This is a genomic window from Paenibacillus pinisoli (assembly GCF_003605435.1).
Classification (GTDB): Bacteria; Bacillota; Bacilli; order Paenibacillales; family Paenibacillaceae; genus Pristimantibacillus; species Pristimantibacillus pinisoli.
The window spans coordinates 201473-215933 of record NZ_QXQB01000007.1; the positions used below are offsets into that span (position 1 = coordinate 201473).

General features: G+C 54.7%; 5 protein-coding genes. 4 read left to right on the plus strand and 1 reads right to left on the minus strand.

The window, feature by feature from the left end:
* Nucleotides 1–46: 46 nt before the first annotated feature.
* On the minus strand, nucleotides 47–1108 hold the full coding sequence (locus D3P09_RS25055) for an endonuclease/exonuclease/phosphatase family protein (RefSeq protein ID WP_120114170.1): 1062 nt from the start codon (nucleotides 1106–1108) through the stop codon (nucleotides 47–49).
* A gap of 347 nt (nucleotides 1109–1455) precedes the next feature.
* On the opposite strand from D3P09_RS25055, the gene D3P09_RS25060 reads away from it, so the two are divergent.
* From D3P09_RS25060 to D3P09_RS25075, 4 genes are all read left to right on the plus strand, one after another.
* A complete protein-coding gene (locus D3P09_RS25060) occupies nucleotides 1456–8688 on the plus strand; it encodes an alpha-amylase family glycosyl hydrolase (RefSeq protein WP_120114171.1) in 7233 nt (2410 codons plus the stop codon).
* A 1178-nt stretch (nucleotides 8689–9866) separates the two neighbouring features.
* Entirely contained in the window at nucleotides 9867–11567 is a 1701-nt protein-coding gene (locus tag D3P09_RS25065; RefSeq protein ID WP_120114172.1) for a sensor histidine kinase, read from the plus strand.
* Between the two features lie 11 nt (nucleotides 11568–11578).
* Nucleotides 11579–13201 carry a response regulator gene (locus D3P09_RS25070; RefSeq protein ID WP_120114173.1) on the plus strand — a complete coding sequence of 541 codons (1623 nt, stop codon included), beginning with the start codon at nucleotides 11579–11581 and terminating at the stop codon, nucleotides 13199–13201.
* Nucleotides 13202–13522: 321 nt separating this feature from the next.
* Nucleotides 13523–14446: an ABC transporter permease gene (locus D3P09_RS25075; protein WP_120114200.1), complete on the plus strand. Its 924-nt coding sequence runs from the start codon at nucleotides 13523–13525 to the stop codon at nucleotides 14444–14446.
* The last annotated feature ends 15 nt before the right edge of the window (nucleotides 14447–14461 follow it).

The following is a 14461-nucleotide window of genomic DNA, read 5'->3' on the forward strand; positions in this document are numbered from 1 at the left end:
TGAAGGAACGCCGCCCGTCCGTGGAGCATGCCTTCAGCATGTCGGCTTATTTCAAAATAAACGTCCCTGTCACCGGATTATGGTCGCTGTTCTCGAAATGCAGAGACGTCCCTGCAACCTGCACAATCTCGATGTTCGGCGAGACGAAGAAGCCGTCGATGACGGCAAGGAAGTTGACGCCCTCCTCATAGGCGGCATCTAACGTGCGGACGGTAGGCGTGGCCCCATCAACAGCCCACTGGAAGCCATCGGGCCCGAATGTGTCCGGGAACGGCTGCAGCCATTCCGGCCATTCCTGCTGCGCCGGAAATGTATCGGGCTCGGTGGACGGCAGGGAGTGGTTCCAGTCGCCGCCGACCATAATGTAATTCCCTTTAGCGGCCTCGCCCTCCAGATAACCCTCGAGAAAGTCGAGCTGCTGCTTCCGTATCCGCCCGCCTTTATCAAAGGCCGATAGATGGAGATTAACAAGCACGAGCTCCTTGCCGTTATCGACAGGCAGCCTGCTCTCAATGAAGCCGCGGTCCAGCTCGAACAGCTGTACCGGCCAGCTTTCCTTGCCCGGAAGATCGAAGCGGGTATGAGAGCCGGTGGAGAAGGCCGACAGCGTCAGCAGTCCGCTCTTCACCGCACCCATAGGCTGCGTCAGTGGAACGGGAACCCAAGGCACTTTATAGTTATAGGCAAAGATCCGGTCATAGCCTTGCAAGCCCTCTTCAATACGCTGTGCCTCGTCAATCTTATAGCTGCGGGAGGATTCACGGTCAACCTCCTGGAGCAGAATGAGCTGCGAGTCCGAATCGCTCAAGAAGCCCATTATGGCATCCAGATTAGCTTCGGTCTGCTCCTTGCTCGCGGATCTGGACTTCGTTCCGCCATCCATGAAGAAGTCCTGTCCCCGATCCAGGCCGGCATAGCCGATATTGAACGTCGTTGCTTTGAAAGGCTCGCCTTGTTTAATAATCGCAGTTTGATGGCTCTCATGGGGCAGCTTCACCTGAGCTGGCGGCTTATAATCTATTGCGGTGATGTAAATCAGGAATGCGGCTAATAGGGCGACGGCTGTGATCACAATCCAGAGCAGCCGCTTTACGATTTTTTTGAACATGGCATTCGGAGCCTCCTAGCATGTAGTGGGACGCAGTAACGCGGCATCCCCATTATGACTTTCTAAAATGTACTATATTTCCATACATTCTAGAAGACTTCTATAACATCGAGTCTATTCGACAGCATGGTGCAAACGTTGCCATCAGGGCGCTTATTTTATTTATACAGCGGAACTAGGACGATAAAAGGATTGACAGCGCTTTATTTCTGCGCTTAAAATGACCTTAAGCAAGCGCTTTCAAGTTAATTTTGCCGTTTCAAGCAGGCTGGATGTTGAGACTTGAGTTCGTTTGTTTTTATTTTGCGCAAAATGCAAACGTTTGCGCAAAGAAAGGGGACTAATTCATGGCTATGATGAACAGGTTCAGAAGGCTTGTAGCGATGCTATTGATCGCCGCGCTGACCTGGACGACGCTCGGCATTCTGCCCGCACAGGCGAGTGACGGGCTGCCCGGCAAGGTGACATTGGTGGGAGACCTGCAGAGGGCGCTCGGCGCTGCTGGAGACTGGGACCCATCCTCAGCGGATACGGTGATGACTTATGCGGGAGGAGGGGAATATCGGCTTATTGGCAAGCTGCCTGCGGGAGACTACTCCTACAAGGTTGCGCTTAACGGTACATGGGATGAAAGCTACGGCTTCGGCAGTTATACGAATCCGGACGGAGTAGAAGATGGCGGCAATATTGTGCTTCAGCTCAAGGAAGAGACGGAGATCACGTTCTACTACAACCATATGACACGGAAAATTGCCGATTCCACGTACTACACGCCGCTGCCGCAGGAGCAGACGCCAAGAATTGTGGGCAACCTGCAGACGGCGCTCGGCGATGCGGGCAATTGGAGCCCGGCGGAAGCCAAACTGATACTTGCCGATGAAGACTACAACGGTGTGTATGAAGCCGTGGCGACTTTGCCGGGGGGCAATTATGAGTATAAGATCATTCTCGGCAACAGCTGGGACGCGGCAGCTTATCCCGGCTCGAACGCTGTGCTGGCGCTGCCGCAGGAGCTGCCGGTCACGTTCACGTATGATGCGGCCACGCATGAAGTGGAGGCCCGCTACAGCGTGCCGGTTGATCCTGATGCTGACCCGGTGCCGGATGGGCATCTGCGGATTCACTACCAGCGTGCGGACCAGGGCTATGCCGGTTATGGCCTATGGCTGTGGGACCATGTGGCGTCGCCGTCGGCGAACTGGCCGTCCGGCGCGACGGCGTTCCCGGCAGACAAGCGGGACAGCTATGGCGCTTATGTCGATGTGCCGCTGGCTGACCATGCGTCCAAAGTTGGCTTCCTTGTCGTGCATCGCACGTCAGGCGAGAAGGATGGCGGAGACAAGTCGGTCGTGCTGTCATCGGTAGAGAATAATCAAATTTGGATCAAGCAGGGCGACGACAAGGTCTATGCCTCGCCGACAGGCGAAGTGGCCAAAGCGATCGTATCCGCCGAGATTGTCTCGGAGAATGAGCTATTGCTTGGCTTTACGTCGACAGAAGGGCTGACGGGAGACGCCTTGCTGCAGGCTATCGCGCTTGAAGACAAGGACGGCAATCCTCTACGTGCAAAGTCGGCAAGCGTAACCGGAGGGACGACGGTGCAGCTCGTGCTGTCCGGCAGCATCGATCTGGAGCTGGCGCCGCTCTCCGTCACATACGGGGGAAGAACAGTTGCGGCGAATGCAGGCTGGAGAATGATCGATCACAAGTTCACCTACAATGGCAACGATCTTGGCGCAACCTATCAAGGCGGCAGCGTGAAGCTGAAGCTATGGGCGCCTAAGGCAAGCAAAGTGACGGTTAATTTCTATGACAAGAACGATGCATCGAAGCTTGTAGGCCAAGCAAATCTGCTGCTAGGCGATTATGGCGTATGGGCTGCGACAGTGGCGCCAGGCGATCTCGCGAACGCTTCGGTCACGGATCTGCGCGGCTACTTCTACCAATACGAAGTGACGAATGACGGCGTGACGAAGCAAGTGCTTGATCCGTACGCCAAATCCATGGCGGAGTTCCGCGTGAATACGAAGGGAGAGGCCGGGCCGGACGGCGATACAGTGGGCAAGGCTGCCATCATTGATCTTGGCGTCACGGATCCTGCGGGCTTCGGCTATGCGTCCATCGACGGTTACGGACAACGCGAGGATGCGATTATATGGGAGGCGCATATTCGCGACTTCACTTCCGATCCCTCCATCGAAGGCGACCTGAACTCGCGCTGGGGCTCGTATAAGGCGTTTATCGACAAGCTGCCGTATATCCAGTCGCTAGGCGTCACTCATATTCAGCTGCTGCCGGTGATGGCATGGTATTACGGCGATGAAGCGGCTATGGATATCCGCGAGCTCGATTATTCTTCCAAGGACAATGAATATAACTGGGGTTATGACCCGCACAGCTACTTCTCGCCGGACGGCGCTTATTCCGAGAATGCGAAGGACCCTGAGCTTCGCGTCAAGGAGCTGAAGGAGCTGATCCATGCCATTCATGAGGCGGGCATGGGCGTTGTGCTGGACGTTGTCTACACTCATATGGCCAAAGCCGATTTCCTGAACGATATCGTGCCGAACTATTATGCGTTCCAGAGGCCGGACGGTTCCTTCATCGGAGGCTTCGGCAATAACCTCGCAACCAATCACGCGATGGCCGAGAAGCTGATGGTCGATTCCGTGAAGTATTGGTTCGATGAATACAAAATCGACGGCATGCGCTGGGATATGATGGGCGATGCGACGTATCCGTCCGTACAGAAGGCGTACGATGCGGCGGCTGAGCTGAATCCGAACGCGCTGTTCATCGGCGAAGGCTGGCGCACATTCGCCGGGCATGAAGCAGACCCGTCGCTCGCAGGCATGGGCGCCGACCAGGATTGGATGGACAAGACGGACGATGTCGGCGTATTCTCCGACGAGATTCGCAACGAGCTGAAGTCCGGCTTCGGCTCCGAGGGCGAACCGCGGTTCATTACAGGCGGAGCTAGAAGCATTCAGACGATCTTGAACAATATTAAAGGCCAGCCGAGCAACACGGCTGTGGACGATCCGGGCGACATTGTGCCGTATATCGAGGCGCATGACAATCTGCCGCTTTATGACGTCATTGCGCAATCCATCAAGAAGGACCCGTCTATTCGGGAGAATGACCTGGAGATCCACAAGCGCATTCGCCTCGGCAACCTGCTCGTCTTGACGTCGCAGGGCACGGCCTTCCTTCATGCCGGCCAAGAGTACGGACGCACGAAGCAGTGGCTGGCGCCGGGCACGCCGGAGCATAAGTACCATGCGCTGGAGGATCAGAGCGGCGAGGTATTCGGTTATTTCGTCCATGACTCCTATGATTCGTCGGATGCAATCAACATGTTCGATTGGACGAAAGCGACAGACGCCGCAGCTTATCCGGTCAATCATGTAACCAGCGAATATACGCAGGGGCTGATCGAGCTTCGCCGGCATACGAATGCGTTCCGGCTGGGCGATCAGGATCTGGTGGATTCCAATGTTACGCTGATTGACGCGCCTGAGATCGGCGATACGGACCTGCTCATCGGCTACAAGAACATTGCGATGGACGGAACGGGCCATTACTATGTCTTTGTCAATGCCGATGACGAGAGCAGGCAGCTGACGCTTCCGGTCGATTTGACAGGCGGCACCGTCATTGTCGACAACGACGAGGCGGGTACAACCGCCGTATCCGATCCGTCGGGCTTTACGCTAACGAGGCAGTCGCTGACGATCGATCCCCTTAGCGCAGTTGTTATCCGCGTGGATGCGGCGGCACAAGCGCTTGTATCGATTCAGCTTGATAGCAGCGAGCGTACGCTCAAGGCGGATGACAGCCATTCGATTGCGGTCTATGCCCAGTACGAGGGCGGAAGCCGGGAGAAGGTGAAAAGCGGAGCAAGCTTTGTCTCCGACAAGCCGTCCGTAGCGACGGTGTCTTCGAGGGGCATCATTAAGGCAGTCAGCCCTGGACGAGCGGCTATAACAGTCGAATACAAGGGCTTCCAGGCAACCATGCAGATCGAAGTCGCCGATCCGGATTCGGCACGAACGCTTCAATTCAGCTACATCCGTCCCGATGGAGACTATAAGGACTGGAACATCTGGGTATGGAACACTGGCGTGAAGGATGGAGAGGTGTTGTTCGACAAGGTAGAGAACGGCATCGCCACCGCTGCCATTGAAGTGCATGAGGATGCGATTGGCGTCGGCTTTGTCCTTCGCAAGGGCACCGACTGGAACACGGCGAAGCAGGACATTCCGTATGATCGCGTCATCCCGCTGACGGAAGGCGATCGCTTCATGAAAGTGAATGTGCATAGCATGGTTGGCGAGCTGGACGTATTCCCGTCTATCTACGGTCCTTACCTGCATGACGGGAATATCACCTTCCGCTACCGCGACGCCAGCCTGTTCCGCAAAGGGCTGATGAATATAATCGAAGGCGTGCAAGTGAAAATCGGAGGCAAGTCATACGACATGGTCTACGATGCATCCAAGGAATGGTTCACTTATACGCTTCGGAATGTATCTCCGGGGAGCTATGAATATAGCTATCTGGTTGCAAAGGACGGCGCGGTTACAGAAGTAAGCGATCCGTCGAACACACAAGACGGCAAGTCTGAGGTCGTCTATAAGAAGCCTGCTGTTGCTCTTTCGGGCAGCGTTCAGCCTGGCGCCATTACGTATGACGAGAATGCCGTGCTTCGCATCAGCACTGCCAGCGCAGAGCCTCTGGCATTCCGTGAAGGCTATATGGATCTGACCGCGCTGGGCGGATCGGCCAAGGCGCCGTTCAATGCAGAGCTGATGGCGCATACGATTGCGGTCAAGCAATCGGTAACGGCAGGCGTGAAGTCGATTCCAGTCACGCTGGTGGACCAATACGGCAATGCGTATACGCAGCGGATACAAGTTGCAGTTAAGCCGAGAACGTTCACAGGAGATCTTGATTTCGACTGGGATGAGTCGCGCATCTACTTCCTGCTGACCGACCGTTTCTATGATGGCGACGAAACGAATAATATCAACGTAGATAAGTCCCATCTGGAGGCTTACCACGGCGGAGACTTCAGAGGCTTGATCGACAAGCTCGACTACCTGGATGAGCTGGGCATCAACACGCTCTGGATCACACCAATTGTAGACAATATTGATTTTAATCAGGGCGCGGGCTTCGGCGGCAAGCAGTATGGCTATCACGGCTACTGGGCGAAGGACTTCACGAAGCTCGATGAGCATCTGGGCGATATCGAGACCTTCAAGGAGTTAATCGAGAAGGCACATGACCGCGGCATCAAGATCATGGTGGACGTCGTTCTCAATCATACCGGCTACGGCTTGAAGCCTGGCGACAACCAGGCGGGCGTGACGGAGGAAGACAAGGCGCGCTTCAAGGATATGCTTCGGACCAATGACTTGTCGGCGAACATTAATCCGATCAAGGGAGAGCTTGACGGCCTGCCGGACTTCATCACGGAGAACGCGGATGTGCGCGAGCAAATCATCGAATGGCAGACGGGCTGGCTGGAGAGAGCCAGAACGGATCGCGGCGATACGATCGATTACTTCCGCGTCGACACGGTGAAGCATGTTGAGACAACGACTTGGGTCGCATTCAAAAACGCGCTGACCGCTATCGATCCGGGCTTCAAGCTGCTGGGCGAATACTTCGGCGGCACGGTAGAGGGCGACGGCGGCATGCTGGAGAGCGGCCAGATGGACGCGCTGCTCGATTTCGGCTTCAAGGCGCAAGCCAAAAGCTTTGCGAATGGCAGCATCGACGCGGTGGACGCTTATTTGCAAGACCGTGAATCGAAGCTGTCGAATACGACAATGATGGCGCAGTTCCTGAGCAGCCACGACGAGGACGGCTTCCTGTCCCATTACGTCGATGGCGACAAGAGCAAGCTGATGCTTGCAGCCGCGCTGCAAATCACGGCGAAGGGAATTCCGGTGATCTACTACGGAGAGGAGCTTGGACGCTCCGGCGCGAATGCGCGGGATATGAGCCAGGGCCAATTCAGCGAGAACCGGAGCGCCATGCCATGGGAACGTTTGGACGAAGAGCAAAAGCTGCATGAGCATTATACGAAGCTGCTTCATATTCGGGCGAAGTACTCCAAGCTTTATGCTAAGGGAGAGCGCTCGAAGCTGGCAGGCTCGGATGAGCTGGGCTATCTGGCCTTTAACAAGAAATACGGCAATGACAATATCGTAACCGCGATTAACACTGCTGAAGAAGCGGCAGCCGTGACGCTGCCAGTGCCATTCGCGCCTGGCACGACGGCAACGGATGAGTATAGCGGCGAGACGTATATCGTCTCGGCGAACCGTACCATTGCGATCGAGCTTCCAGGGCGCGCAGACGGCGGAACGGCGATTCTGAGCGGTGTCTCGCCGAAGCCGCCGCAGCAGGGCGGCGGAGAGTCAGTTGTGGAGACTCCTGAGTGGCCTGGAGCGGACATTATTCCGGACAGCGCCCTCGCAGCAGGAACGGAGGGCACAACAACAATTAAGCTATCAAGTGGACACACCTCTGCCATTCTGCCGCTGCAGGCTGCCATGCTCCTTGGCGGCCGCGATCTGGAGCTGGCAGCCGATGGTCTGACCGTCCTGCTGCCGAATGAAGTGCTGTCCGCTGCGGCAGCGCTGCTGCCTGCGGGCGGTTCGGCTGACGATACGGTCATCCGGTTCCAGGCGAAGCCGTTGACTGGAGGAGAGCTTGAAGCGCTGTTAGGCAAGCAGGCTCGGGAAGGCTGGTCGTTCAAGCAAGGCTCGACCGCTTACGCCTTCCGCATCTCACTGATGCAAGGCAATAGCGAAGTCGGCGTGCTGAAGCAGTTCGAGCAGCCGGTTACCGTCACATTTGCAGTAGAAGCAGGCATCAATGGCGAGCTGAGCGGCGTTTATTACATTAGCGAGAATGGCACGGCAGCTTATGTTGGCGGAGCCTTGCATGATGGCCGGATGACCGCGATGCTGAATCACTTCAGCACATACGGCGTGCTTGAAGCCGATCGCAGCTTCTCTGATGTGCCGGCCAGCCACTGGGCGGCGCAGGCTATTAAGTCGCTCGCGGTGAAGGGCATTGTCGAAGGCATGAACAGCAAGCAGTTCGCGCCGGAAGCCCGCGTGACGCGCGCGCAATTCGCAGCGATGCTCGTACGGGCGCTGGATGCGGAGGCAGGCAAGGAGCCTGCGGCAGGCGTCTTCGCCGATGTGCCGCGCGGGGCCTGGTATGCGCCATATGCGGAAGCTGCCTTCCGGCTTGGCATCGCAACAGGCCGCGATGAGGAACGGTTTGCGCCGAATGACGCCATTACGCGCGAGGAGATGGCTATCATGCTGCTCCGCGCATATCGCGCAATAGGTGCAGAAGGCAAGGCGGCATCCAAGGATTCGCCATCCTTCGCCGATCAGAGCCAGATCAGCGCTTGGGCATTGAAGGACGTCCATGCAGCTGCCGAGCTGGGCCTCGTGCAAGGACGCACAGGCGGACGGTTTGCGCCGAAGGAGAATCTGACGCGCGCAGAGAGCGCGCAAGCTATCTACAACGTGCTGAATATGCGCGATTAAGCGACAGCCGGATAGGCATTGTAATGCCTGAATAGGGAAGACCCCGACCATTTGGTCGAGGTCTTTTTCTATTTTGGGGAAATTATTGAAATGTAGAGATTCTAGATAGATTTATCGAAAAAAGAGCTTTATAGCAGCGAAAACCTGCTTAAGGCTGGTAGATACAGGCTCTGAAGTTGGGTAAGTTATTCTTTGTTGATTCGTAAGGGAACTACGAGACTCTATTTGCCCGTTTTTCTACATTTTTAAACGGTAAGGGAACAGAGAGCCCCTATTTGCCCTAAATGAACCGAAATACGGGTCGGATGATGCAAATAAGGCATCTTACTTCCGTTAGACGTGATAAACGTAAAAAAATCGAAGCATAGAGTCTCTCAGTTCCGTTAGGAGGCAGGTTCAGGAACACACAGGAGCACACGGAGCACACAGGTACACACAGGAGCACACGGAGCACACAGGTACACACAGGAACACACAGGTACACACAGGAACACGCACTTGTGACTTTCAATCGCCCGCAGGGTGAGTTTGTTTTGCGCGGAATGGCCTTGAACGCTTTTAAATATTTCAGGAGCATTGCATCATTGGCCCATATGATAGTATTGGATTTAAAAGGGGCGCGGTCCTATGATAAAACAAACGAAGCCCAAACTCATTAGGCTGGAGTGACTTCCCTCTACGGACAAATCGGTCAATGCGAGACCAATCGTTTCTTGGTTTGCGTAGAGCGGGAACCAGGCGGAATGGACAAAGATACGCTATTTTCGATGGCGTGAATCCGGCGTTCGTCTATTATTCAACCAGCGGGAAGGCGTAAGGGACCGTTGTACCCGGGTGTTAAGTACCTTTTTGCCCTTGGAGGAGGCTGCCCGTCTTCACTCTGCCAGCTTTGACGCCGATGGGATTTATGTAAGCGCTCACTTTAAGGGTCGGATCATCATGGAGGGCGAAGAACTCATTATGCCAAGCGGTGCAAGCAAAAGCTGATCATGAGCGGACGGCAGGTCCAGTCTCAGCGATCTTCCTGTGGTCATGCGAGTGGAACAGGGCCGTCTTGTCATTGAGGGTGCCCTTGCGCCTGTGAGGGACAACGCCCGGGGCGATATGCAGACGCCATAGCCGTACTTCCATAAGCTTGGGTATACTTCAAACGCTTCACATCGGGGGGAGAGCGTGTTATGAAATGGACGCACAGGCTGTCGAACAAGTCGATCCGCTTCAAGCTGCTGGTGGGGTTTCTCTTATTTGTCATACCGCTTCAGCTTCTGCTCATATTCGATAACTATTATGCGATGAGAGTCGTAAGCGAGCAAGTGGCGAACTCCAACCGCAATCTGGCCGCCCTTTACATGGATCAGATTGACCGGAATCTGGAGGAGGTCGACAAGTATTTGCGTACGACGGTCGCTTTTGAAAGCGATTTAATTATGCTCGATGTTCCCAAGGAAGTGAGCAGCGACGATTATTATTTGGCCAAAATCAATCTGTTCAACAAGCTGGAGCGGGACATTAATACGTACAAGGAGATGGACTACCTGTTCGTCTATTCTTCCGTCAACAAGGAGATGATTACGAATCAGCCGGCAGGCGAGACGATGGATCGCCTGAAGGAAGTGCGGGAGGGCATGGTCGCCATGCTGACGGAGCGGGAGGCATGGCCGAAGCATGCGTTCGAGCAGTGGTTCCCTTACCAGCTGGGCGACGACTATTATATTAGCAAAATCCAGAAGATCGGGAACGTCTATATCGGAGGGTGGGTGAAGGCGTCGAAGCTGATGAGCCCTCTTGGGCTGCTCGATATGGGCCCGGAGGGGAAGTCGCTGCTTGTGACTAGCAGCATGGAGCCGATGACTGGCATGATGCCGGACAATAAAGGCGACGATTATCTGCAGGTCAGCACCCAGTCGGAGCAAGGACAGTTTTCCTTGCTGATCTTGATCCCGTACAGTGTCATTCTGGAGCATCTGCCGTTTCTCCAGCGTATCTGGTACGTCGTCATTCTGGGCGCGCTCATTATATTGCCGATCTTCTATATGTTCCTGCGGCAGAATATTCTCATCCCGATCAACCGCATCGTGACCGTCATGCGCAGGGTGCGCGACGGCAATCTGGATCAGCGGGTGGAGCGCCATCCGGTCTCCTCGGAATTTGAATTGATGAATGACGTATTCAACAGCATGGTCGATCAGATCAAAGCGCTGAAGATCAATGTCTACGAAGAGAAGCTGCTCAGCCAGCAGGCGGAGCTGAAGCATCTGCAGCTGCAGATTAACCCGCATTTTTTCCTGAATGCGCTGAATACGATCTATAACCTGGCTCAATTCCGCAATTATCAATTGATCCAGGACATGTCCGACTATCTGATTCAATATATGAGATTCATGTTCCAGAACAATCTGAAGCTGGTGGCGGTAGAGGACGAGATCGCCCACACCCGAAACTATTTGAATATTCAAGCGATGAGGTTCCAAGACGGCTTCACGTATGAAATCAAGTGCGAGAGCGCAGCGCTGATGAAGGCGCGCATCCCGCCGCTGATGATCCAGACGTTCGTGGAGAATACGATCAAGCATGCGATTACGATGGATGAGACGATCGCCCTTCTCGTCGATATTCGCCTGTACGAGGGAGGCAGCTCTTCATATCTTCGTATTGTTATTCGGGATACAGGACAGGGCTTCACGGAAGAGGCGCTGGAGAAATGGCGGCAGGAGCCGGAAGCAGAGCATCATGGCGACCGCCATATCGGCATCTGGAATGCCAGAAGGCGGCTGCGCCTGCTGTATCAGGATAAGGCTCAATTAGAATTGTCCAATCATCCGGACGGGGGCGCGCGGGTCGAGATTCGGCTGCCGCTTCGGTTCGAGGATCAGCCCTGAGGAGGGATAGCATGTATCAATTATTAATTGTTGATGACGAAATCCATGCGGTAAGGGCCGTTCAAGGAGGCGTTAATTGGGAGGAGCTGTCGATCTCCCGGATTCACGTCGCCCACAATATCAAGCAGGCGAAGGACATCTTCAGCGAGCATCCCATTGATATTATGATTTGCGACATCGAGATGCCGCAGGGCACAGGGATTGAGCTGCTGTCGTGGGTGAGGGAGAAGCAGGTGCTCACGGAGTCGATCTTTCTGACCTGCCATTCCAGCTTCGACTATGCGAAGGAAGCGCTGCAGCTTGGAAGCCTGGACTATATGCTGAAGCCGGTCAAATTTCATGAGCTGCAAAATGTGGTGCGGAAGGGCGTCGAGAAGGTGAGCGAGAAGCGGGAGCAGCATATGAGCAAGGCGGAGGGCCAATATTACTCCATGCTCTGGCAGACGCATCGTCCCGTTCTGATGGAGCGGTTCTGGCATGACGTCATGGACCGCCGCCAGTCCTCGCATCCCGACCGGATACGGGATGCGCTGCATAACCAAAGCCTGCCGATCAAGGAGACGGAAGCCTTCCTCCCTGTGCTTGTCTACGTCCAGCGGTGGGCGGAGAAGCTTAGCCAGCGCGACGAGAAGCTGATGGAGTATGCGCTTCGCAATGCCGCTGACGAGATCATCTGGCGGGGCTGCGAGAGTCGTCCATTCGTCCGAATGAGCGGCGACCTGTATGTCGCCATTCTGCCTGATGATCATCCGGGAAGGGACCGGGAGCGGCTGCAGGGTATGCTGGCCGATTATATTGCGGCATGCAACCGCTACTTCCGCTGCGATATTTCCTGCTATGTCGGCGAGCCGGGCCTGCCGCATGAGATCGCGACGCGATACGACAGCCTTATCCGGATGAGAGACAATGTGCTGAACCGCAGCAATGACGTTGTCTTCGGGGGCGAGGAGCTCGCCAGCTCGGAATCGGTCGATGTGATTCGCATGAATGTATGGCTGAAGATGCTGGAGCAAGGCGCTTACGATGCCATTCTCTCCGAGTCCGAGCATTACTTGCAATCGCTGCAGGAGGTGGGCTGCCTGAAGGCGGAGGTGCTGCAGCAGTTCCTCCAGAACTTCCTGCAGATGCTGTATCACTTCTACCAGTTCAAGGAATGGCAGGCCTATCAGGTGCTGGGCGAGGAGGTGTCGCCGGAGCGCATGTCGCAGGCTGTCCGTTCGCTGACTGACCTGAGAATATGGGCTAGAACGGCGCTGACACGGACGATCGGCTATGCGCGCCAGACGGAAGACAACTCCACCGTGATGGATAAGGTGAAGTCTTTCATCTCGCAGCATGTCAGCCAGAGCATCTCCCGCGAGGATATTGCGAGGCATGTGCATCTCCATCCCGACTATCTCTCGCGGCTGTTCAAGAAAGAGACGGGACAATCGATTGTAGAATATATATTGGACGAGAAGATGGCTATTGCGAAGGAGCTGCTGTCGGGTACGGAGCTGTCCGTCAGCGACGTCGCTTCATCCGTAGGCTACTCCAATTTCTCTTACTTCTCAAAGGTGTTCAAGAGCGCAGTCCAGATGAATCCCAATGAATACCGCAAGGCAGCGAGGAGGCCGCCAGGCAGGAAGCTGTAATACCGGTGGAGCCGAAGCTGAGTCAGAGGGCAAGAGTCGAGCTGGCAAAGCGGCTGGCGAACAAAATAGAAAGAAGAGTTGATGCAGATCAAAAGTCAAGTGTCAGCATTAGGCAGTATCGGGACATAACTCCCCCAATTGGACAAGCCCTAATCAGGCTCTCCCCAAAGCACATTCCCTCCCCATACCGGCCAGAAGTCAGAATATTGCGATTAACAGGTCAGTATGTTGGCGGATAGCGCTTACATGATCCTCTACAATAGGTGTTGTAGCCGGCACTACGATCATGTAAAAGAGGGAGGGAGGCTGGCCATGAAGGCGATGGCTAACGGGAGTACCCTGAAGAGAGCTATGAAATACAAGATGTTGTACATCATGTTAATTCCCGGCATTGTCTATCTGCTGATCAACAACTACGTGCCCATGCTAGGGATGATCATCGCGTTCAAGGACATCAACTTTGCAAAGGGGATTCTCGGCAGCGACTGGGTAGGCTTCAAAAACTTCGAGTATCTGTTCAAGACAGCGGATGCCTACATCATTACCCGCAATACGATCCTGTACAACGTCGTCTTTATCGTGGTGAATCTGGTCGTCGCGGTTGCGCTGGCGATTCTCTTGAACGAGATGAAGAATCGGTTCATGTCTCGTTTCTATCAAAGCATCGTCCTGCTTCCGCATTTGATCTCATCCGTCATTATCGGATATCTGGTGTTCTCGCTGCTTAGCGCGGAGACGGGACTGATGAACAAGACTATTCTGCCTTGGCTCGGCATCGATCCGATTATGTGGTACAACGAGCCCGGGTTCTGGCCGTACATTTTGACCTTTGTGAAAATATGGAGTACCGCAGGGTATCTATGCATTATATACTTTGCGGCCGTGGTCGGCATCGACCAAGAGTATTACGAAGCGGCAACGCTCGATGGAGCGAACAAGTTCCAGCAAATCTTGAAAATTACAATTCCCTTAATTACGCCGGTCATTGTCATTATGACGCTTATGCAGATCGGACGCATCTTCTACTCCGACTTCGGTCTGTTCTATCAAGTTACGCTGGATTCCGGCGTGCTGCTGCCGACGACGAACGTTATTGACACCTATGTCTATCGCTCCTTGCTGCGCAACGGCGATATCGGCATGTCGTCTGCCGCCGGACTGTATCAGTCCATTGTCGGATTCATCATCATTCTGATATCCAATTACGCGGTGAAAAAAATCAATCCGGACAACTCGCTATTCTAAAGGAGGGAGACAGAC